The 19,799-nt window shown below is 67.9% G+C and carries 22 protein-coding genes; 15 read left to right on the top strand and 7 right to left on the bottom strand.

Going from position 1 to position 19,799, the window contains the following annotated elements; all coding sequences use genetic code 11:
* Positions 1-35: 35 nt before the first annotated feature.
* The 5 genes from ACIPXZ_RS12850 (at position 36) to ACIPXZ_RS12830 (ending at position 4,311) form a co-directional block, all read left to right on the top strand.
* Positions 36-1,118 (top strand): ElyC/SanA/YdcF family protein, encoded by a 1,083-nt coding sequence (locus ACIPXZ_RS12850; protein WP_400594810.1) that lies wholly within the window; start codon positions 36-38, stop codon positions 1,116-1,118.
* A 148-nt stretch (positions 1,119-1,266) separates the two neighbouring features.
* Entirely contained in the window at positions 1,267-2,460 is a 1,194-nt protein-coding gene (glp, locus tag ACIPXZ_RS12845) for a gephyrin-like molybdotransferase Glp (protein WP_400594807.1), read from the top strand.
* Positions 2,457-3,332: an NTP transferase domain-containing protein gene (locus tag ACIPXZ_RS12840; protein ID WP_400594804.1), complete on the top strand. Its 876-nt coding sequence runs from the start codon at positions 2,457-2,459 to the stop codon at positions 3,330-3,332. The genes glp and ACIPXZ_RS12840 overlap by 4 nt, the downstream gene beginning before the upstream one ends.
* Positions 3,333-3,356: 24 nt before the next feature.
* A complete protein-coding gene (locus ACIPXZ_RS12835) occupies positions 3,357-3,821 on the top strand; it encodes an SRPBCC domain-containing protein (RefSeq protein WP_400594801.1) in 465 nt (154 codons plus the stop codon).
* A gap of 109 nt (positions 3,822-3,930) precedes the next feature.
* Positions 3,931-4,311, top strand: a complete 381-nt coding sequence (locus tag ACIPXZ_RS12830; RefSeq protein WP_400594798.1) for a VOC family protein — start codon at positions 3,931-3,933, stop codon at positions 4,309-4,311.
* Between the two features lie 12 nt (positions 4,312-4,323).
* Here ACIPXZ_RS12830 and ACIPXZ_RS12825 read toward each other — a convergent pair whose 3' ends face one another.
* Positions 4,324-5,334 (bottom strand): Lrp/AsnC family transcriptional regulator, encoded by a 1,011-nt coding sequence (locus ACIPXZ_RS12825; RefSeq protein WP_400594795.1) that lies wholly within the window; start codon positions 5,332-5,334, stop codon positions 4,324-4,326.
* A gap of 239 nt (positions 5,335-5,573) precedes the next feature.
* Between ACIPXZ_RS12825 and ACIPXZ_RS12820 the strand changes: the two genes are divergently transcribed.
* On the top strand, positions 5,574-6,503 hold the full coding sequence (locus tag ACIPXZ_RS12820) for an ABC transporter substrate-binding protein (protein ID WP_400594792.1): 930 nt from the start codon (positions 5,574-5,576) through the stop codon (positions 6,501-6,503).
* Positions 6,504-6,537: 34 nt separating this feature from the next.
* On the opposite strand, the gene ACIPXZ_RS12815 is transcribed toward ACIPXZ_RS12820, so the two are convergent.
* From ACIPXZ_RS12815 to ACIPXZ_RS12805, 3 genes are read right to left on the bottom strand one after another with little or no spacing between them, the layout of a single operon-like run.
* A complete protein-coding gene (locus ACIPXZ_RS12815; RefSeq protein ID WP_400594789.1) occupies positions 6,538-8,103 on the bottom strand; it encodes an FAD-dependent monooxygenase in 1,566 nt (521 codons plus the stop codon).
* 23 nt (positions 8,104-8,126) lie between these two features.
* The gene (locus tag ACIPXZ_RS12810; RefSeq protein WP_400594787.1) at positions 8,127-8,735 is read right to left on the bottom strand and encodes a DUF1349 domain-containing protein; all 609 of its coding nucleotides are present in this window, start codon (positions 8,733-8,735) and stop codon (positions 8,127-8,129) included.
* Between the two features lie 55 nt (positions 8,736-8,790).
* The gene (locus ACIPXZ_RS12805; protein ID WP_400594784.1) at positions 8,791-9,546 is read right to left on the bottom strand and encodes a methyltransferase domain-containing protein; all 756 of its coding nucleotides are present in this window, start codon (positions 9,544-9,546) and stop codon (positions 8,791-8,793) included.
* A 140-nt stretch (positions 9,547-9,686) separates the two neighbouring features.
* Between ACIPXZ_RS12805 and ACIPXZ_RS12800 the strand changes: the two genes are divergently transcribed.
* Genes ACIPXZ_RS12800 through ACIPXZ_RS12780 form a run of 5 tightly spaced genes read left to right on the top strand, consistent with a single transcriptional unit; the run spans position 9,687 to position 13,186 of the window.
* Positions 9,687-10,229 (top strand): hypothetical protein, encoded by a 543-nt coding sequence (locus tag ACIPXZ_RS12800; RefSeq protein ID WP_400594781.1) that lies wholly within the window; start codon positions 9,687-9,689, stop codon positions 10,227-10,229.
* Between the two features lie 7 nt (positions 10,230-10,236).
* Complete coding sequence (locus tag ACIPXZ_RS12795) at positions 10,237-11,391, top strand: histidine kinase (RefSeq protein ID WP_400594778.1); 1,155 nt, start codon at positions 10,237-10,239, stop codon at positions 11,389-11,391.
* Between the two features lie 13 nt (positions 11,392-11,404).
* Entirely contained in the window at positions 11,405-12,112 is a 708-nt protein-coding gene (locus tag ACIPXZ_RS12790) for a response regulator (protein WP_400594775.1), read from the top strand.
* Between the two features lie 26 nt (positions 12,113-12,138).
* On the top strand, positions 12,139-12,705 hold the full coding sequence (locus ACIPXZ_RS12785) for a GNAT family N-acetyltransferase (RefSeq protein ID WP_400594772.1): 567 nt from the start codon (positions 12,139-12,141) through the stop codon (positions 12,703-12,705).
* A 25-nt stretch (positions 12,706-12,730) separates the two neighbouring features.
* Complete coding sequence (locus tag ACIPXZ_RS12780; RefSeq protein ID WP_400594770.1) at positions 12,731-13,186, top strand: iron chaperone; 456 nt, start codon at positions 12,731-12,733, stop codon at positions 13,184-13,186.
* A gap of 77 nt (positions 13,187-13,263) precedes the next feature.
* Here ACIPXZ_RS12780 and ACIPXZ_RS12775 read toward each other — a convergent pair whose 3' ends face one another.
* Both ACIPXZ_RS12775 and ACIPXZ_RS12770 read right to left on the bottom strand, forming a co-directional pair.
* Complete coding sequence (locus ACIPXZ_RS12775; protein WP_400594768.1) at positions 13,264-13,467, bottom strand: cold-shock protein; 204 nt, start codon at positions 13,465-13,467, stop codon at positions 13,264-13,266.
* 186 nt (positions 13,468-13,653) lie between these two features.
* Positions 13,654-15,300 (bottom strand): PucR family transcriptional regulator, encoded by a 1,647-nt coding sequence (locus tag ACIPXZ_RS12770; protein WP_400594766.1) that lies wholly within the window; start codon positions 15,298-15,300, stop codon positions 13,654-13,656.
* Positions 15,301-15,404: 104 nt separating this feature from the next.
* Here ACIPXZ_RS12770 and ACIPXZ_RS12765 point away from each other — a divergent pair, with 104 nt between their 5' ends.
* Positions 15,405-16,310 (top strand): hypothetical protein, encoded by a 906-nt coding sequence (locus ACIPXZ_RS12765; protein ID WP_400594763.1) that lies wholly within the window; start codon positions 15,405-15,407, stop codon positions 16,308-16,310.
* A 34-nt stretch (positions 16,311-16,344) separates the two neighbouring features.
* Complete coding sequence (locus ACIPXZ_RS12760) at positions 16,345-17,457, top strand: mandelate racemase/muconate lactonizing enzyme family protein (protein WP_400594760.1); 1,113 nt, start codon at positions 16,345-16,347, stop codon at positions 17,455-17,457.
* 16 nt (positions 17,458-17,473) lie between these two features.
* Here the strand turns inward: ACIPXZ_RS12760 and ACIPXZ_RS12755 are convergent, their stop codons facing one another.
* Positions 17,474-17,986: a nucleoside deaminase gene (locus tag ACIPXZ_RS12755; RefSeq protein WP_400594757.1), complete on the bottom strand. Its 513-nt coding sequence runs from the start codon at positions 17,984-17,986 to the stop codon at positions 17,474-17,476.
* A gap of 130 nt (positions 17,987-18,116) precedes the next feature.
* Between ACIPXZ_RS12755 and ACIPXZ_RS12750 the strand changes: the two genes are divergently transcribed.
* Entirely contained in the window at positions 18,117-18,494 is a 378-nt protein-coding gene (locus ACIPXZ_RS12750) for a YciI family protein (protein WP_400594754.1), read from the top strand.
* A complete protein-coding gene (locus ACIPXZ_RS12745) occupies positions 18,476-19,750 on the top strand; it encodes an RNA polymerase sigma factor (protein ID WP_400594752.1) in 1,275 nt (424 codons plus the stop codon). Before ACIPXZ_RS12750 ends, ACIPXZ_RS12745 begins: the two co-directional genes overlap by 19 nt.
* Positions 19,751-19,799: the final 49 nt, after the last annotated feature.

The following is a 19,799-nucleotide window of genomic DNA, read 5'->3' as shown; positions in this document are numbered from 1 at the left end:
CAAATGTCCGACATATTGCCTGTAAGGATCCGTTCATGAGGTCGATCACTCCGTTCCGCACCTTGAGTGCCGTGCTGCTCGGCGCTGCGCTGGTAACGGGATGCACCTCAATCTCTCCGCCGACGGCGTCTGCTCCTACCCCAAGCATGACCCCCGGCGTTTCCGTCCTCCTTCAGGAGGCGAGGACGGCCTTCGACTCGCCACAGCGGATCTCCACCGCCGGAAACACCGACAAGACCCTCGACAACATGGCGGTTGTCGAGGACCGACTCCTCAAAGCGTCATCGCTCGCGCCGCTTCGGGCCGACCTCCTGTTCAGTGCTGCTTCGGCCCGCATCGCCAGGGGCAACGTCCGCGGGGCGATAACCCTGTACCAGAGGGTGCTCGACACTGCTCCATCCGATGAGGACGCCCTGAGCTATCTGGCGAGCTGGTCACGCCAGCAAGGTGATTCGGCCGAGACCACTGCTGCCATGAACCGTCTTCGCATCGACCACCCGAACCGAGCAACGGAACTTCAGAAAGTCTTCAAAGCCATCGACTACGCGTCGCGACTCAAAGTCAGCACCACCGCACCCGAACCTCAGCCCGGTGATGCTGTTGTCACCCTGGGATACGCCCTCAACGAGGACGGAAGTATGGCAGAGCCTCTACTACGGCGATTGGAAAAGACCCTGGAGCTGGCGCGTGCCTTCCCTGCGGCAAAAATCGTCGTCACCGGTGGTGTGGAGAAGGCCGGCAAAACGGAGGCGATCTCGATGAAGAACTGGCTGGTTGATCACGGAATCGACCCCTCACGGATCCTGGCCGAGGACTACGCCCGCTCGACGGTTGAAAATGCGCTGTACAGCTCACACTTTCTCGCCTCGATCCGGGCCCAGCGAGCAATCTTGATCAGCTCCGGCAGCCATGTTCAGAGAGGAACCCTTCTGCTCGGTCTCGCGGCCGAAAAAGATCTCCCCGCTTCATTCAACGTCGTACCAGTCGCCGCGCCGGACAACTCGGACGGCACCGTACGGACTCCAGCGGCTCAGGAACCCACACTCAGCATGTACCGTGACGCTCTCAGCGTGATGGGACTCTGGAGTTACCGCAGCGCTCCGCTGCTACAGCGATGACACACCCTGTCGAGGCCAGTCCCCACCTCAGAATCGCATGGCCAACCCACTATTATGACGGCATGTTCCGGTTCCCGCTCCTTGCTGCCCCACGCCCGGTCCAATCCCTTCGCAAGCGGGAGGGGTTTGGTCCGACGGGATTACTCGCGTGATCCCCGTCGATGAGCATCTGAGCCGGGTTCTGGCCGCCGCGCTCCCCTTGCCGCCCCAGCGAGTGCCGCTCGCGGATGCGCTGGGCCTCCTTCTCGCGGAGGACGTGCATCACCGACGGCCAGTCCCGTCCTTCGACAATTCGGCCATGGACGGCTACGCGGTCCGGCGGCAGGATGCGGTGGACGGCTCACGCCTGCGCGTCGTCGCGGATCTTCCAGCGGGAACCGCGCAGAACCCTCGAATGGGCCCGGGTGAGGCGGTCCGCATCATGACCGGCGCGCCGGTGCCCGACGACGCCGACGCCGTCGTCCCACTTGAACACACAGAGGAAGGCCTCATCGTCTCCCCGCTGCCGCCGGCCACCGTGACCGTGCTGCGTCAGCCCGCACCCGGAGCGCACATCCGCCGCACGGGCGAGCACGCCCCCGCCGGAGGCCTCGCCGTCGGGAAAGGCACCCGCCTGGGACCATGGCAGCTCTCCGCAGTGGCTTCGGCGGGATACGCGACCGTCCGCGTCACCCCGCGACCTCGCGTGGCCGTGATCTCGACCGGTTCGGAGCTCATCCACCCCGATGAGACACCGGCCCGCGGCCAGATCCCCGAGTCCAACTCGGTGCTGCTCTCCGGCGCCGTCCGCCAGACGGGGGCGATCCTGGCCGGCGTCGCGGTCGTCCCCGATGATGAGGACGCCCTCCGTAAGACCATCGACTCTTTCCAGGCGGACGTCCTGGTTCTCTCGGGTGGCGCGAGTGTCGGCTCGTTCGATGTCGTGAAGGCGGTGCTGGACGGTGCCGGAAGCATCCGCTTCGACGCTCTGGCCCTGAAACCCGGCAAGCCTCATGGCTTCGGCACCTTGAACGGACGCCTGGTGTTCTGCCTGCCCGGGAACCCTCTGAGCGCCGCCGCAGGTTTCGAGCTCTTCGTCCGTCCCGCACTCCTGAGCCTGGCCGGGGAGACCGTGCTGGACGGGAACCGTGTCAGGGCCACCGTCACCTCCGGGTGGCACAGTCCCGCGCACAAGACCCAATTGGTCCCCGGCGTCCTGAACGGGACGGAGATCACGCCATTGCGCCGAAGACATGGAGGGCCGGCCGACGAGGGCGCCTCGATGAACGCCTTCATCCTGATCCCGGCCGAAACGCATGACGTGCTGCCCGGCGCCTCCGTCTCCGTGCTGGTGATCCCGTGACGACCGATGCCGGAACGAGCGGTGCCGCGACCCGCCGGGCGGCGATCATTCTGGCCGGCGGGCGGGCCACCCGGCTGGGAGGCACAGACAAGGCGTCGGTGGAGGTGCATGGCAAGGCTCTTGTGGATCATGTCCTGACCGCCGTGGAGCGCTGCGCGCCATTGCTTGTCGTCGGGCCGTCCGGCCTGCGACGCCCCGGAGTCACCGTGGTCCGGGAAGATCCGCCGTTCGGCGGCCCGGTGGCCGCCGTGGCGGCCGGCCTCGCCCGGCTGGCCAGGGCCGAGGCCGTTCCTGAGGAGATCTGGCTGCTCTCCTGTGATCTGCCGCGTGCCGTCGGACTCGTCGGCCTGTTGGAGCACGAGACGCTGGCGGCGGATTGCGATGCCGTGCTGCCGGTCGACGACGACGGACGGGTCCAGTGGCTTGCCGGGCGTTATCGCGTGACGGCGTTGCAGGCGGCCCTGGCCGGTCTGCCCACCGTGGACGGCGCCGCCTTCCGGCAGCTTGCGCAGCGCCTGCGAATCCGCACGGTGCCGGATCCGCAGCGACTCTCCCTGGACCTGGACACCTGGGCCGCGGTGGAGCAGTATCGCGGAGAGACGAGAGAAACCATGGAACGGAGCCCCGAGATGAGCACAGCCCCCGAAGGACTGGATGACTGGGTCACCGAGGTGAGCACGGCGCTGGATCTGGACGGCGTGGAGGTTCCGACGAGCCTGCTGCTCGAACTGACGCGCGACGCGGCCCATGGGGTGACCCGGCCCGCCGGGCCGCTCACGACCTACCTGGTGGGTATCGCCGTCGCACGGGGCGCCACCCCGGAACAGGCCGCCGAGACCGTGCGGGAACTCATCCGGAACCGTCCGCACTGACTCTGCCCGCTGAGGAGCATCTCCATGAGCCATATCGACGAGGCCAGCCGCTTCATCGCCGTCGGCCAAGCCCGGATCTTCGCGGCACTCATGGACGGCGAAGCCCTGGAACACTGGCTTCCGCCGTCCGGCATGAGCGGTGTCATGGAACGGTTCGAGCCGGTGCTCGGCGGTGAATACCGGATGGTGCTCAGATATCTCGACCCGTCCGGCGCACCAGGTAAGGCGACCGCCGATTCGGACATCGTCCAGGGCCGCATCTCGCGCATCATCCCGGACAGGGAGGTCGCCCATGAAATCCGGTTCGTCTCCGACGATCCCGCCTATGCAGGCCTCATGACCATGCGCTGGATTCTGGAGGAACAAGCGGGCGGCACTCTCGTCAGGATCCGTGCGGAGGGCGTCCCCGACGGCATCTCCCCGACCGATCACGCAGACGGCATGGATGCCTCCCTGACGAATCTCGCCCGGTATCTCGGCACCGGCTGAGCAGCTTCAGACCAGACCGGAAAGTCCCTCCAAGGGCTGCTCTCTCAGCTACGATCATGACATCGCCGCTGTTCAGCACCGCGCTCCTGACAGAGAGTAGGTCCCCTTCATGGCCTGTCGCATCAGTGAACTCGTCCTCGGATGCCACGACCCCGCACTTCTCGCGGAATTCTGGTGCGAGGTCCTGGATTTCGTCATCCTCGACCGCGAAGAGGACGGCACCCTGGAGATCGGGCCGCGGGAAGGGTTCGGAGGAGCTCAACCGACGATCATCCTGAGCCGCCGCGACGAGCCGGAGAAGGGCAAGTCCCGGCTCCACATCGACGTCAACCCCGTGGGAGGGGAACAGGACGCGGAACTGGAACGGCTGCTGGCCCTGGGCGCCTGCCCGGCCGACATCGGACAGACCGGCCAGGAACAGTGGCATGTGCTCCAGGACCCGGAAGGCAACCAGTTCTGCCTGCTCAAGGCGAGCCTCAAACCACTCTGAGCAAGGGGGCGCTCAGCCCTCTGAGGATGACCAGAAGGGAAGAGGGACCACCCCTTCAGAACGGCCGCGGCTGTCCAGAAGACGGCCGAGCCGCTTCTCGGTCCGCAGCACGGTATGCCTGGACATCACGCGCGTGCCGGGGGCGAGACGAACCATCTGCTGTTCCGCAGCAGAAACCCACAGATAGTCGCGCACCCGGAACGTCACCAGGAGGTTCCCGACGCCCAGCACCTGGGCGCTCACCCGGCACTCGGCCAGTCCAGCGCAGTGCCGGCCCAACTGGTCGAGGTGTTCCGGCGGCACCTCCAGGACGAGCGTCACCTCCTTCTGGCCGCGGTGAACCTCGGGATCTGCCGTGTCACAGCGGAATGTCAGCCGGCCGCCCCGGACCAGGCGTTCCACCCTCCGCTGCGCCGTCTGAGGAGACGTCCCGCAGGCGTCCGCCAGTTCCGCCCAGCCGGCTCGTCCATCGACGGCCAGCGCCCGGACGAGCCGTGCATCCAGAACATCCGGGGTCGAGGCCGCCGCTGGTGCCTCATCACGGGCCGCGAGGGTTCCGCTCTGACCGGGAGAAAGCGCGTCTTCACGCCAGTCGACGGCCTGCCGGTAGAGCCTGACCACCATGAGGATGCACCGTTCGTTCACCCCCGGCGTTCCGCCAAGCACTCCCACCAACTGCTCCGCAAGCTCCTCCTCGCTCGGCGCAAAGCAATCCACCAGGACATCGTGAGCGCCTGCCACCCGGGAGATGGTGCCGCAGGCGGCACGGCCCTTGAGTTCTAGGAGCACGGCGTCCTGGCGGGAGGAGGCCGTGGACAGCAACATGAAGGCGGAGGAACCACCCTCCAGATAACGCCGCCCGGGAGCCGGAACGATCCAGGCGAGCGCTGCTTCCCGGAGTAGCTCCCAGCGCTGGGCGACCGTCTCGGCCGAGACGCCGACGGCCCCGGACAGCTCCCTCCAGGACGCCCGCGGACGCAATTGGAGTGCGTGGATGATCGCCAGGTCAGTTTCAGAGATCATGGATGAATGATCCATCAGTGGGGCTGGAACTGGAAGAAACTATGAAAATTCTCCTGAGATGAACGTCACACTTCTATCGTCTGAAGTGTCCCGGAAAGACCAACGAAGGTTCTTCCAGGACGGCAGAGCACCGACCTTCCGGCAGGCATTCCCCAGCGCCGGCGCACTCACAGCCGACGGCCGATGGCAGACCCGGAAGGCTCGGTGCTCACTCGATCCGCACACACGTTAGGCCTGATATGTCCCTCCAGCCCACTCGCAGTCTCACGGCGGCCGCCGTCGTCGCCGTAACGGTCCTCGCGCTCACCGCCTGCACCAATGCCTCCGACGACACGGCCTCCGGCCCGTCCGCCGGGACCGCGTCGTTCGATCCGTCCACGGTTCAGAAAGACGATGCTCTGGCGGGCCTGGTGCCCGCGGCCATCAGATCCAAGGGCACCCTGGTGATCGGCTCGGACACCACCTTCGCCCCGGCCGAGTTCCTGGGCGGGAGCGATGGCCAGACCGCCATGGGGTATGACGTGGACCTGGCCAAGGCCATCGGCGCGACCCTGGGGTTGAAGGTGGACGTGCAATCGGCGAGCTTCACCAGCATCCTTCCCGCGCTCGGGCCGAAGTACGATCTGGGCGTCTCCAACTTCTTCGTGAAGAAGGAACGGCTCCAGGCCGTCAACATGGTGACCTACGCGGTCGGCGGATCCGCCTGGGCCGTCCAGGCAGGAAATCCGAAGCACTTCTCCCCCGACGATGTGTGCGGGAAGACGTTGGGCGTCCAGACCGGCTCGGTCCAGGCCGACGACGCGGCCGCGCTGAACACGGCCTGCTCGAAGGCCGGCAAGAAGGCGGTCGACATCATCACCCTGGACAAGCAGACGGACATCACCACACGCCTCATCAACGGCTCGGTGGATGCCATGGTCTCCGGCTCGGATGTGGTGGGTTACGCGATCCAGCAGAGCCACGGGCAGATCGAGAAGATCGGAGAAACCTACGGTTCGGCCCCGGTGGGTATCGCCATCGCCAAGAACGATTCCGCGCTGGCGTCCCTGGTCCAGAAGACCATTGCCAAGCTCATCGCAGACGGTGACTACCGCAAGATCCTGGACAGCTGGAACGTCGCGGACATCGCGGTGACCGGCTCACAGCTCAATCCCGAGACCGCGTCCTGATCCGGCGGTCCGGAAAGGACAGACCCGGGGTGGCTCAGCCGACGTCCCGGGTCTGCCCTTTCCGGGCGTGTGAGGCCCAGTCGGCGACGCTCGCCGGCAGTGGCCTCGCGTCGACGACGAACGCGTCAGGGCGTACGAGCACGGCGAGTCCCCCGGCCAGTCGAGGATTCCTGACCAGGGCGAAGTGGTGCACCGGCAGACCGCTCTCCCGGTGCATACGTTCCAGGGCCTGCTCGTCGGCCGCGCCGTAGACGTGCAGCTGCCAGTCCATGCCGCGCAGCACGGCGAAATTGTCCTCATTCCAGGCCAGGCGGCGCCCCACCAGGCGGCCGCGGCGGCCCTTGGCGCGACGGCGGGCGTCCGGGCCCATCCAGTAGTGGACCCTGGTCTGTGAGACGTACTCGAACAGCTTCGCCCCGCGCGCCAGGCGGGGCAGCACCCCGCCCAGAACAGGTGCCAGGCGAGGCAGGAACGTGGCCCGGAACGTCCGGGCGAGAGCCGAATCCGCGGTCACGGCGGCGAAGACCCGGTCCGTGGTGCCGACCAGGCGAAGCGCTACCGGACGGCGTTCGGCCTCATAACCGTCGAGTCGCTGATCACCTGCTCCACCGTGGACCACGTCCGCGAGCGCACACGCCAGGTTGTGTGCGTCCTGCAGGCCGGTGTTCATGCCCTGCGCGCCCACCGGCGAGTGCACATGGGCGGCGTCCCCCGCCAGAAACACGGATCCCGAGCGGAAGCGGCCCGCCACGCGGTGATGAACCCGGGAGGTGGAGAACCAGCTCGAGTCCCGGTAGTCCACTCCGAACTCCCGGGCCAGGGTTCTCCGGGTCTCCTCCTCGGTGACTGCCTCACCGGCGGGCGTGCGGACGACGCCGATCAGCCGGTGGTGTCCCACCGCGCCCTGCGGGAACGCTAGGAGGAAGTCGCCGGCGCTGAATCGGAGGTTCACCGCGTCGTCCACCAGCCCGGTCACGCCCCGGGCATCGGCGACGTAGAAGGTGGCGGGGTTGGTCACTCCGTCGAACGGGATCCCGCTGAGCTCCCGCACCGCCGATGACGCGCCGTCGGCGCCCACGAGGAAGCGGGTCTCTACACGCTGCACCCCGCCGTCGTCCATTTCGAGGTGCGCGGTGACTCCCCGTTCGTGCTGTTCCACAGCACTCAGACCGTGGCCCCAGAGAACGGAGCCGCCCCGCTCCTCCAGCGCCTCCACCAGCAGCCGTTCGTTACGGCTCTGCTCCAGGACGTAGATGCCCGGATACGGCGTGACTCCTTTGCCCAGCGTGCCGAAGCTGAAGGTGGCGAACGGCTTGTCCCGGAAGCCGGGAACGATCGCCGGCGCGATGGCGGCCTGGCCCAGCACACGCTGCACGAGTCCGAGCTGGTCGTAGATCTCCAGGCTGCGGGCCTGCAGTGCCAGCGCCCGCGACTCGCGCGTGGGTCCGTGTTTGCGGTCCGCGAGGAGATACCGGACGCCCAGCCGCTGAAGGCAGGCGGCGAGCATGAGGCCCGTCGGCCCGGCACCGATGATCAGGACGTCCGTGGTCAGGGAGCCCGGCTCCGGGGCCCCTGCGTCCTGTGTTCCGCTCTGCGCCATCGCCTCTCCTCCCGGTACCCGGCTCAGTCGCCGGACCGGACCTCCATGATCCCCGACGTGGCGAACACGACGTCCCGGAACGTCGCCGTCGTTCCGTTCCCGCGTGGCGACTGCACTGCGAGGCCCGCCTTCAGGCCGCCCTCGGCACCGCTGACGGGAAAGCCGAAGTACCGGGCCAGCTCCCAGCGGCCGTCGGCACGGTAGTGCAGGCTGATCATGGTTCCCACCCGGGACATCCGCAACCGCACGGGCCCCTCGGGCAGGTGGATCCCCGTCGCATCGTCGGAGCGGTCCCGGGTCACCACGGACATGATCCGGGGACGGCCCAGTTCGTCCTGTTCGGCGCACAGTTTGAACCAGTGCAGCCCATCGAGGTACCCCACCAGGACCGCGGAGTCGAAACCTTCGCGGAAATCGACCTCCACCTCCGCTTCGAGGGTGAAGTCGCCGTCCACCGGGAAGGCGAACACATTGGCGCTGTGGAGGGTCAGCTCCGTGCCGGGTCTGTTGAAGAGGTCGTCCCCCGCAGCCGCGCGAATGGTGACCGTTCCGCCGTCGAGGTCCACCTCGCTGTCTGCGGAACGCAGGGAGCGGAGATCATCGGGCAGACCGGGGAGACGGAAGGACTTCATGAACAGCATTCTGCCCCGCCCCGGGTCATCCCGCATCCCGTCCGGCGGACCGCGCTCAAGCCTTCCGGGCCTCGATCAGATGCCGTGTCGAGTAGGCGATGAACGGCCCGTCCGACTGGATGAGCTCGTGGAACTCGCGCAGACGGTCACGGTACTTCTCCACGCTGAAGCCGGGAACCCACCAGATCACCTTGCGCAGCAGATACACGACAGCGGCGACGTCCAGAATCTCGATGCGCAGCCGGGCGGTGCGCAGATCGACGATCTCCAGTCCTGCGGCCCGGGCACCCGCCGCCTCCTGCTCGGGGTCACGGCCACGCCGTGCCTCAGGCTGCGGGCCGAGGAAGAACTCGATCAGCTCGAAGACACTCGCGGGGCCCACGTGCTGGGCGAAATAGCTTCCACCGGGACTGAGGACCCGGGCGATCTCGCCCCAGTGGACCGTGGCCGGGTGCCTGCTGGTCACCAGGTCGAAGGCCTCTGCGCCGAACCGCAGCGGCGGCTCACCGTCGTCTGCGACCACGACGACGCCGCGCGGGTGCAGCAGGCGGGTCGCCTTGGCGATGTTGGGCGGCCAGGACTCGGTGGCTGCGGCGACGGGCGGGAAAGCCCTGGCCTGGGCGAGAACCTCCCCGCCTCCGGTCTGCAGATCCAGTGCCGCCTGCGCCCCGGACAGCCGCTCCGCGAGCAGAGCCGCATAACCCCACGGCGGCCGTTCCTCCGTCGCCCGGCCGTCGAGCCAGGAGAAGTCCCATCCGCTGATGTCCGCGGACTCACCGGCCGCGATCAGGTCCTCGAAGTTCTCTGCCATTCCTCCATCCTTCCAGTTCGGCTCTCCACCCACGATCTCCACCCTCCGTTCCACCCTGGGATGGTCCCGCCGGAGGAGCCCTCGCGGGAGGCTTGAATCACCGGCAAGAGCTGCCGGTACAGAACCTGAAAGGCACGGCCATGTCCCTGCAGATGCTCGGCAACGCTCTCCTCGCCCTCGCACTGATCGGCTGGATCGGATACCGGCAGACGACCTGGCGGCCCATCGCGATCGCCACCATGTGGCGCACTCCGCTGGTGATGGGCGTGATCGGCGTGGTCTTGATGGTGCGAACCGCTTCCCCGGCCATGCTCTCCCCGCTGGATCTCGGCGTCCTGGTCGTCGAACTCATCATCTCCCTGGGCATCGGCGCCTGGATGGGCCGGCTGGCCCACTTCCGCCCGCTCGCGACGCCGCGTCCCGTCGGCCGTGACGGGAACACCTTCGCCACCTTCGAGTCCCGCACCGGTGCCTGGGGCCTGGCCCTCTGGTTCCTCGTGCTGGCCGTGCGAATCGGGATCGATGCGCTGGCTTCCCTCGCCGGTTCGCATGTGGCGACCTCCACCGGGGTGATCCTGCTGATGCTGGCCGCCAACCGCGCGGCACGCACCTTCATCTTCGCCCAGCGGATCGCCGCTCTTCCGGCCACGGCGGTCCCCGCACCGCGCCGACCTGTCGCATGATGGTCTCATGATGACCACGGGCCGGCCCGGCTGGACGTTCGCGGTGCTGAACCTCCTGGGAGCGATCGCCGTCGGCTACGCACTGTGGCCCGGAGAAGGACATCCACGTCCCCTCTGGGCCACGGTGCTGGCTTTTGTCGCTGTCGTCAGCTGGGCCCTGCGAGGCATCATCACCATGCTGCCCCGCGGTGACCGCCCGGCGATCATACTGAGCGCGGTGGCCGCGCTCAGCGGAGGATTCGCCGCCGGCGCGACGCACGGCCTCACCGTGGTCCCGGCGGCCATCGGAACCCTCGCCGTCGTCGGGGCCCTCGCCGTTCCTCTCGGCTACGGTCTCGCCCTCGCGGTACTCAGCTGCGGGGCGATCGCCCTGGGTGCGGTCATCCACCCCACCGAGGTCCCGGACACGCTGACCATGATGGGCGGAGTGCTCCTGTCCGCCGTCGCGGGATTCAGTCGCCGCCAGTTCCGCCTCGCCGAGGACCAGGCCGCGCTGCTGCGGGAACGGGAGCTGCTCGTGCGGCAGGAGACGGAACGCGTCGCGCTCGCCCGGGATCTGCACGATGTGCTGGCGCACAGCCTCGGCGGCCTGGTCATCCAGCTCGACGCCGTCGAAGCCCTTCTGGAAGCCGGTGAACGTGACGCTGCATTGCAGCGGGTCTCTGCGGCACGCGGTCTTGCGGCCGAGGGCCTCAATGAAGCACGACGGGCCGTCGCGGCGCTCCGCAGCGCGGGCCATAGCCCAGCTTCCGAGGGCGACGAGGGGCAAAAGGCCCCCGGACTGAGCGAATCGATGGACCAGCTCATCGAGGCCCATCGTTCCCTCGGCGGCGTTGTCGACCTCGCCGTGCACGGCCTGCCGGCGTCCCTCTCCGCGGAGCAGCAGGACGCCGTTCAGCGGGCACTTCAGGAAGGCCTGAGCAACGCCCGCAAACACGCTCCCGGCGAGCCGGTCAGAGTGCTGCTCGACTGGCAGAATGACAGGGTGCAGCTGACCATCTCCAATCCGCTCGTGGACGATTCGTCCGCTCCTTCACGTGCCGCCGGCGGTTACGGCCTGTTGGGGATGCGGGAACGCTTCGCCGCCTTGAGCGGTGGCGGCACGGTCGACGCCGGGGTACGCGGAGACCGCTTCGTCGTGGCCGCCGAGGCCATGCTGTGAGCGGGGCATCATCGTGAACGGCGAGGCACCGATCCGCGTCCTCGTGGCGGACGACCAGGCGATCGTCCGCGACGGGCTGGTCACCGTCCTGGAACTGACGCCCGGTTTCGACGTCGTCGGCCAGGCGTCCGACGGCGCGGAGGCCGCAGACCTTGCGCTCGCCCTGCACCCGGATGTCGTGCTGATGGACCTTCGCATGCCCGTCGTCGACGGCGTCGCGGCCACAGCGCGCATCGTCTCGGAGTCTCCGGACACCGCCGTCCTGGTGCTGACCACCTATGCCGACGACGATTCGATTCTCCGCGCGCTCACCGCCGGGGCCCGCGGGTATCTCACCAAAGATGCCGGCCGTGCCGAACTCACGGCGGCGGTGCGTGCCGTCGCCCGCGGGCAGTCGACGTTCGCCCCGGAGGTCAGCGCCGTCCTGCTGGGGGCGTTGACACAAGGCGGTCTGGCGCAAGGCGAGTCGGCTCAGCCGGACCCGAATGCACCCGGCGCCACAGGGCCTGAAGACGCGGTTGACACGCTCGCGGCCCGTTTCCCTCAGCTGACCCGCAGGGAGGCTGAGGTCCTCGGCCTCGTGGCCGAAGGACTGAGCAACGGTGAGATCGCCCAGCGCCTCTTCCTCGGAGTCTCCACCGTCAAGACGCATATCAACTCGCTGTTCGCGAAGCTCGGAGTGCGGGACCGGGCACAGGCCATCGCCTTGGCCCGCTCCTGATGACCTTTGTGGCCTAGCATGGTGCCATGCTGAGCCCTTCGTACCCAGTACTCACCGAGCGCCTGCTGCTCAGGCCCATCACGGAGCAGGACATCGATCCGATGCTGGAGTACAAGTCACGCGAAGACGTGGTCCGCTTCGTGCCGTACAAGCCGCTGAGCCGCGAAGAGATCACCGAGCGGGTGGCCGGAATCTGGTCCCGCACCGAACTCAACGAACCCGGCCAAGCCATATGCCTGGCCGTTGAGGAACGGGCGACAGGACGGCTGATCGGGGACGTGGTGCTGTTCTGGCACAGCGCCGAGCACCGTTCCGGCGAAATCGGTTACATCTTCTCCCCTGCCGTCTCCGGTCAGGGTTATGCCACGGAAGCCGCTGCTGCCCTGCTCCGGCTCGGTTTCGAGGATCTCGGTCTGCACCGCATCGTGGCAAGGCTGGACGAGCGCAACACCGCCTCGGCACGGGTCGCGGAGCGCCTCGGCATGCGGCAGGAGGCCCGTCTGGTGCGGAGCGAGTGGTTCAAGGAGCAGTGGAGCACCGGGTTGATCTACGCGATGCTCGATGAGGAATGGGTGCGCTCGGCCTGGCGCTGAGCACTCTGGACGGAAAGGACGGCTGATGGCGACAGAGACGAGCGGCCCCGCATTCTCCGAGGACGAGCGTGCCGCGATGAAGGAACGCGCCCGGGAGGTCAAAGCCACCCGGGGCAAGAAGAAGCCCACCCCGGAGGAGTTCGCGGTCGAGCTGCTGGAGAAGATCGCCTCGATGGACGGACCGGACCGTGTGCTGGCGGAGCATATCCACGCGATCGTCCAGGAACATGCCCCGGAGCTCAGCCCTAAGCTCTGGTACGGAATGCAGAGCTACGCCAATGCCGCGGGAGTGTCCGTCGTCTTCTTCCAGGATGCCAAGAAGTTCAAGGCCCGCTACGCGACACTCGGGTTCCAGGCGACGGCCGCGCTGGACGACGGGCCGATGTGGCCGACGTCGTACGCGCTCACGGCCTGGACTCCCGAAGTGGAGGAACGGGTGATCGCCTTGGTGAAGAGGGCCGTCTCCGCGGACGGCGACTGAACCGGCAAACAGCCCTTAAACGGCGGCAGGGCCGGTTTTCACCGGCCCTGCCACTGTATGAAACTGCGAACTCAGACTCAGACAGCCTGGATGTTCGCGGCCTGCAGACCCTTGGGGCCCTGCTGCACCTCGAAGGAGACGCGCTGGCCTTCCTCGAGGGAGCGGTAGCCGTTGGAGTTGATGGCGGAGAAGTGGGCGAAAACGTCCTGGCTGCCATCATCCGGGGAGATGAAGCCGAAGCCCTTTTCCGCGTTGAACCACTTCACGGTACCTGTAGCCATAATTCTGTCCTAACTGAAGCCGGAGCTTCCTCCCGACTTTCGGGACTCCGGTGTGGGATGCTCTCCACCGCTTACCTCAGAAAGACGCCACGGTCACCCGTGGGAACTACCTGAACTACCCAATGCAAAACAACAACAGTTCAAGTCTACAGGTCCTGAGCGTTCAATCCCAGGTGGGCGGCGGAATCAATCTGAAAAAGAGGTGGCATCGACGTTTTCTCCCCTGTTCAGCTCCATGACACGCAGGCTCAGCCAGAGCACCAGCGTCTCGTCCGGATGGGACAGGTCCACCCCGAAGAGCTCCTCCAGGCGACGCAGGCGGTACCGCAGGGAGTTCTGATGCAGCGAGAGTGCCTCTGCGGCCCGCGCAGAATCGGACCCGGAGTCCAGATAACTGCGGATCGTGCGCACATAGTCCGTGTGGTGCCGTACGTCGTGAGCTGCGATGGCCCGGGCCACCGGCGAGAGGAGCCCGTCCTTCCCGGCGAAAAGCGCCGACACCTCCATGAGGGTCAGCCGCCCATGAACCTCTCCAGCCGTGGCGTAGTCGTCGATACCGCCACCGCGCACGAGAAGCACCTGGTCCGCGGCGTGTCGCGAGAGGCTCAGTTCCGTCACTGATTCCACCACGGACCCCAGCGCGGCGCGCAGCTTCAAATGCAAAGATGCCGCGACACGATCCATGACTCTCCGGGCCAGCGGCCGGATGGACGCCTCCTGACCGGCTTCCAGGCCACTGAGCAGCGCATAGACGGTGTTTCCGAGCATGACGCAAAGCGTGCCCCGGCGTTGCGATTCGCATTGGGTACCGACGAGGTCCGTGAGGCGGCTCAGCATCACGGCTTCCGAGCCGGGCACCACCTCCGCGTCGAAGGCAAGCACCGCGAAGGGCCCATGCAGCGCGACATCCAGCGTACGAGCGACGAGCCGGGCGTCGCCGTCGCCGTCCAGGAGACGGCGCAGGGCATCGGCCCGGCGTTGCTGCGCCAGGTCGTAGCTGCTGCGCGCCTGAAGCATGTGCAGCGCGGCCATGTCCGCCGAACGCTCCAGCGCGGACACGGCCTCATCCGGCAGATCACCCCGGGCATCGACCACCCAGATCGAACCGATGGGCTGCTGGCCGGCGTGGACGGCGATGGCGATCCGGTCCAGGGCGCCCTCCCCCACGCCCTTGATGCGCACGGCGCCCCGGGCCCGGAAGACGGCCGCGTACTGCTCGGCGTTCTCGGGGAGGTATGGCACCTGGCGCCCCAGGATGCCGCGCTGCCGGTCCTCGTCGATCGGCTGCTCCGCGAGTGTCGAGTAGGCCAGCACCTCCTCCTGGAGGTTCTCGATGGTGGTGGCTCCGCCGACCATCGCGGCGATCGCATTGGCCAGAGCGAAGAGGTCCCCCGCCCCGAGAGCGGTGGGGGCATTGCTCGCCTTGGCCACGGTGCCGAGCGCCGACTCCAGCAAGGTGTCCAGGTGCCGCCAGGACAGCTCTCCCTCCACCCCCAGCAGGGCTATGCCGCATTCCTCGGCGGCAGCCGCCAGATCAGGCTCCGCCGTGGCAAGCTCGGCGTCGGAGAGCTTGAGGACGACGGCGGCATACCCGCCATCCGCCGCCCGGCGAAGGATCTCCCGGGTCTCCGGATCCCCGGATCGCAGACCCACGCCGAGCAGCAGCGCTCCCGGCGACGGCGGCACGGTGTCCAGGGGGTCGTGGATGACAGGGCTCGCCAGCGCCAGCTCGGGATCCCCGCCGGCACTGTGCAGACTCAGGCCGGTGGTGTCCAGAACGGCGACGAGGTTGTGAAGGCTCCGGGCCGGTGCGTTCCGCTTGTGGACGCTCATGGCAGTCTCCTCTCCGGGCTCTTGTCCGATTCCACCAATTTCAGACCTCACTTTAGTGTCGAACACTGAAGCCAGCCGGACCAGTGACGGGACATAGTGGGGAAATGCCCAACACGCACTCACCGCATTCGGCCGCACCCCAAGCACGCGAAGCCGCCCTCGCAGCAGCCCGCACGGCGGGCGTGACGGTGCTGGACGAGCATCGGCTGGAACAGCAGCGCGACATCGAAGCCCTGCTCATCTCCATCTGGGGCATGTCGCCGCAAGGCGCACCGATCCCCTTCGACGTGCTCAGGAGCATCTGGCACGCCGGCTGCAACATCACGGCGGCCTACCGGTCCGACGGCAGCCTTTGCGGGGCGGCGGTGGCCATCGTCACCCCGGGCAACGCCTCCACCTACTCACTGATCGCCGGCGTCGCGCCCGGCACCGGGGACCGCGGTGTGGGGTTCGCCCTGAAGCAGCACCAGCGGGCCTGGTCCCTGGAACGGGGCATCGAGTCCATGACCTGGACCTTCGATCCTCTGGTGAGCCGCAACGCCCGTTTCAACCTGGCCAAACTGGGCGCACACGTCACCGAATACACCCGCAACTTCTACGGGATCATGGATGACGAGATCAACGCTCAGGACGAGAGCGACCGCCTGAGCGCCGTGTGGCCGCTGGCAACGGCGACCAGCATCGCGTGCAGCGAAGGCCGCCCGCGCGTCGTCGAGCTCCCGGACGCGGCCGGCTCCTCCGTGCTCGGCACCGGGCCGGACGGACAGCCCCATCTGATCGGCAGCGGAGAGACCCTCTGGGTGCGGGCTCCTGAAGACATCGTCGGGCTGCGTGCGGAGGATCCCGCGCTGGCGACGGCCTGGCGGCGGAGCCTGCGCGAGGTATTCGAGCCCGCCTTCTCCTCGGGCCGGGTGGCCGACGGCGTGACCCGCACCGGCTGGTACCGGCTCTCCCCCGTCCTCACGGACGGCGAGCGTGACATCACCGCGGACCTCGCATCACACGCCTGAAGAGCCGCAAAGCACCTCTCGTGAAAGGACTTCCATGAAGATCACCAAGGCGAGCATCACATTGATCGAGGTTCCCCTGAAGGAACCGTTCGTGGTGTCCTACGACACCTACCACACCATGCCCAGCATCGTGCTGCAGCTGGAGACCGACGACGGGCTCGTGGGCTATGGCGAAAGCGTGCCAGACGCACACGTGACCGGCGAGACCCCGGGCGGCGCTGTCGCGGCGCTGCGCCATGAGCTGCTGCCCGCAGTGCTCGGGCTGGACCCTCGCGACATCACCGCGGTTCATCAACGCATGGACGCCGCCCTGAAGGCGAACGGCTCAGCCAAGGCCGCCGTCGACATCGCCTGCTGGGACCTGGCGGGCAAGGCCGCGGGGCGGCCGGTCTATGCGCTGCTGGGAGGGCGGAAGCCGGAGAACCCCACCATCGCCCGCGTCATGAGCATCCTCTCCCCCGAGGTGCTGGCCGGACAGGCGGTGCAGGCCAGAAGTGAGGGGTTCCGGCATCTGAAGATGAAGCTGGGCGGCCGGGATGGCCTGGACGTGGAACGTGTCAGGGCCGTGCGTGCAGCCATCGGCCATGATCTGGCGATCCGGGTGGACGCCAATCAAGGCTGGCGAGACCCGGCGACGGCCATCTCGATGATCCGCGCCCTGGAGCCGTTCGGCATCGACTGGGTGGAGCAGCCCATCCGGGCGGAGGACGTGGACGGATTCGAGCTGATCCGGGCCCAGGTGGGAACCCGTCTCATGGCTGATGAGGCCGTGGTGTCCCAGGATGACCTCGCCCGGTTCGTCAAGGCCCGCAGCGTGGACATGGTCAATCTGAAGTTGCAGAAGAGCGGCGGTATCCGGGCGTGCCATCGTCTGGCGACCCAGGCCGAACTGGCCGGTTTCTCGGTGCAGGTGGGGTCGATGCTGGAGACCAGCATCGCGTCTGCGGCCGGCTACCATCTGGCTCTGGCGCATCCTGCCATCGTGTCCACCGAGCTCTCGGGACCGGTGAAGTTCTCCCGGGAACCCGGCGATCTGGAGTTCCGCATCCCGGAGGTCCTCGTCTCGGAGCGGCCGGGCCTCGGGGTGAACGTGGACCTGGACGTGTTGGAGGATCTGAGTGTCGAACGGTGGGACGTAGCGGTCTGAGGCCCCTACTCCCCGGCTACTCCCCGTCGCGCTGCGCCAGCTGGTGATGGAGCTGACGGATCTCCTCCGTCAGCTCCACGGCCGGCCCGGCGACCACGAGCCGCGGGGCGACGGCCTGGATGGGCAACGCGGCGACCGGCCCGGGGCCTAGACCCCATTCCGCGCGCCAGGAACTGAGCTGCTCGGAACTCGCTGCGTAGACGATCCTGCCGAGGCCCACCCAGGCATGGGCCGCGCTGCACATCGGGCAATGTTCCCCGGAGGTGTAGACGACGCTTGCGGCACGCTCCTCAGGGCTCAGCTCTTCCGCCGCCCAGCGGGCGATCTCGAATTCCGGATGCCGTGTGGCATCTCCGCCGGCCACCCGGTTCCGGTCTTCGAAGCGGACCACGCCGGAGGCATCCACCAGGAGCGAGCCGAACGGTTCGTCCCCGGCATCGAGACCTTCGCGCGCCAGCTCGACGCAACGGCGCAAATGCGCGAGATCGGTGGCTGTGAGCTCGGAGTCAGTGGGTTCCATGGCCGTCATGGGATCAGGGTACGCCGCCCCGGAGCGGCATTTTCAGGAATTCCTCTCGCAGCTGTCGATCGGCAAGCGGCTCATTCGTCTTGAGAGTGAACCCGGAACGGGTCACCATCGAATGAAGGAGGAAAGAGCCATGCGTTACACACTGCTGCTGCACTACCAGGAGATGACCCCGGACGAGCTCGGCGCTGAGGTGCTGGAACAGGGCCAGGCCGCCATGGCGAGCTATGCCGCGACACTTCAGCAAGCCGGGGTGCTGCTCGGGGCCGAGGTCCTGCAGCCCTCGCATGCCAGCACCACCGTGAGCAGGCGCGAGGGGAAGCTCCGCATCCAGGACGGCGCCTTCGCGGACACGAGGGAACAATTGGGCGGGTACTTCGTGCTCGACGTCGCGGACCTCGATGAAGCGATCCACTGGGCCGGGCAGGCTCCCGGCGCCGACTGGGGAAGCGTGGAGATCCGTCCCGGGGCGGTCCACACGGTGGACGGCGTATGGACGCCGAACGCCTGAACCCCGCCCCGGAGGCAGAGGACGACGACGGCGCGTGGGCGGCCGCGGAACTGGCCGCCCGTGCGTCGTACGGCCGCTTGCTGGCATTGCTGGCGAGCAGCACGGGCGATGTCCTGCTCGCCGAGGACGCCCTGGGAGACGCCTTCGAGCAGGCGCTGCGGCGCTGGCCCGTGGACGGCGTGCCCGAACGGCCCGAGGGCTGGTTGCTCGCCGTGGCCAGGAACCGGCAGCGGGACGAGTGGAAGTCCGCGCGGCATCGGCTGTCCTCTTCCCTTGACGGATTTCAGGAGCCTGCCATGCCGGAACCCTCCGAGAACGGTTTTCCGGACCGTCGCCTGTCCCTGTTGCTGACCTGCGCCCATCCTGCGATCGCCGAGGACATCCGGACTCCGCTGATGCTTCAGACGGTGCTCGGCTTCGACGCCGCCCAGATCGGCACGGCGTTCGCCGTACCGGAGGCCACCATGGCCCAGCGACTGGTCCGGGCCAAGAGGCGCATCCGGGATGCCCGGATCCCCTTCGAACTGCCGGGGCCGGAAGCCTTGCCCGGACGGCTCCTTCCGGTGCTCGAGGCCGTGTACGGCTGCCTGGCTCTGCCCGCGGCCACCGGCACCGGTTCTGCGTCCGCTTCCGCAGCGTCCCCGCCGTCGAGGTCTGAAGGGTTGTTCCTGGCCGAGCTTCTCACCGCTTCCGTGCCGGATTCCGCAGAGGCGTGGGCCTTGGCATCGGTGGCCGCGTTCCTGCTCTCCCGACCGGACGGCGAGGAGTATGTTCCGTTGGAGGAACAGGGTCCCTCAACGTGGAATCCACTGCTCTTGGCACGCGGGGACGAGTACCTGCGCCGGGCCTCGGCCCTGGCGGAGGGTCATGGGCCTGGCCGTTTCCAGTTGGAGGCTGCGATCCAGGCGGTGCACGCCGAGCGGGCGCGAAGCGGGAAGACCGCGTGGATGGCCCTGGCCACCCTGTACGCGGCACTGAACCGGACCGCCCCGACCCTGGGATCCCGGGTGGCCGAAGCGGCCGTGATCCGCCGGACGGATGGACCGCACGCGGCGCTGCGGATGCTCGACGGGCTCGCCGTCCTCCGGCCGCGGGACTGCGAGCGCTTCCAGCCGTTCCATGCGGCCCGGGCGGATGCGCTCGGCGCTGCGGGCGACGTCGATGGCGTTGCGAAGGAGCTGCGGCTGGCGATAGCCCTGGCGCAGCCGGGACCCATGAGACGGCATCTCGAAGCGAAGCTCGCTCGGCTGGGCTGACCGGGCACCCCCGGGCCGAGTCCGCTAGTGCGGGCGCGAGTCAGCTACC

This window comes from Arthrobacter sp. NPDC090010, from assembly GCF_044748305.1.
Taxonomy (GTDB): Bacteria; Actinomycetota; Actinomycetes; order Actinomycetales; family Micrococcaceae; genus Arthrobacter_E.
Note: the sequence above shows the minus strand (reverse complement) of the source record. Positions and strands in the feature narration are given on the sequence as shown.

Bases quoted from the DNA above. Each gene is read 5' to 3' on its own strand.
- ACIPXZ_RS12850 (WP_400594810.1), top strand. From the start codon at position 36: ATGAGGTCGATCACTCCGTTCCGCACCTTGAGTGCCGTGCTGCTCGGC.
- ACIPXZ_RS12835 (WP_400594801.1), top strand. From the start codon at position 3,357: ATGAGCCATATCGACGAGGCCAGCCGCTTCATCGCCGTCGGCCAAGCC.
- ACIPXZ_RS12830 (WP_400594798.1), top strand. From the start codon at position 3,931: ATGGCCTGTCGCATCAGTGAACTCGTCCTCGGATGCCACGACCCCGCA.
- ACIPXZ_RS12825 (WP_400594795.1), bottom strand. From the start codon at position 5,334: ATGATCTCTGAAACTGACCTGGCGATCATCCACGCACTCCAATTGCGT.
- ACIPXZ_RS12820 (WP_400594792.1), top strand. From the start codon at position 5,574: ATGTCCCTCCAGCCCACTCGCAGTCTCACGGCGGCCGCCGTCGTCGCC.
- ACIPXZ_RS12815 (WP_400594789.1), bottom strand. From the start codon at position 8,103: ATGGCGCAGAGCGGAACACAGGACGCAGGGGCCCCGGAGCCGGGCTCC.
- ACIPXZ_RS12810 (WP_400594787.1), bottom strand. From the start codon at position 8,735: ATGAAGTCCTTCCGTCTCCCCGGTCTGCCCGATGATCTCCGCTCCCTG.
- ACIPXZ_RS12805 (WP_400594784.1), bottom strand. From the start codon at position 9,546: ATGGCAGAGAACTTCGAGGACCTGATCGCGGCCGGTGAGTCCGCGGAC.
- ACIPXZ_RS12800 (WP_400594781.1), top strand. From the start codon at position 9,687: ATGTCCCTGCAGATGCTCGGCAACGCTCTCCTCGCCCTCGCACTGATC.
- ACIPXZ_RS12795 (WP_400594778.1), top strand. From the start codon at position 10,237: ATGATGACCACGGGCCGGCCCGGCTGGACGTTCGCGGTGCTGAACCTC.
- ACIPXZ_RS12785 (WP_400594772.1), top strand. From the start codon at position 12,139: ATGCTGAGCCCTTCGTACCCAGTACTCACCGAGCGCCTGCTGCTCAGG.
- ACIPXZ_RS12780 (WP_400594770.1), top strand. From the start codon at position 12,731: ATGGCGACAGAGACGAGCGGCCCCGCATTCTCCGAGGACGAGCGTGCC.
- ACIPXZ_RS12775 (WP_400594768.1), bottom strand. From the start codon at position 13,467: ATGGCTACAGGTACCGTGAAGTGGTTCAACGCGGAAAAGGGCTTCGGC.
- ACIPXZ_RS12770 (WP_400594766.1), bottom strand. From the start codon at position 15,300: ATGAGCGTCCACAAGCGGAACGCACCGGCCCGGAGCCTTCACAACCTC.
- ACIPXZ_RS12765 (WP_400594763.1), top strand. From the start codon at position 15,405: ATGCCCAACACGCACTCACCGCATTCGGCCGCACCCCAAGCACGCGAA.
- ACIPXZ_RS12760 (WP_400594760.1), top strand. From the start codon at position 16,345: ATGAAGATCACCAAGGCGAGCATCACATTGATCGAGGTTCCCCTGAAG.
- ACIPXZ_RS12755 (WP_400594757.1), bottom strand. From the start codon at position 17,986: ATGACGGCCATGGAACCCACTGACTCCGAGCTCACAGCCACCGATCTC.
- ACIPXZ_RS12750 (WP_400594754.1), top strand. From the start codon at position 18,117: ATGCGTTACACACTGCTGCTGCACTACCAGGAGATGACCCCGGACGAG.
- ACIPXZ_RS12745 (WP_400594752.1), top strand. From the start codon at position 18,476: ATGGACGCCGAACGCCTGAACCCCGCCCCGGAGGCAGAGGACGACGAC.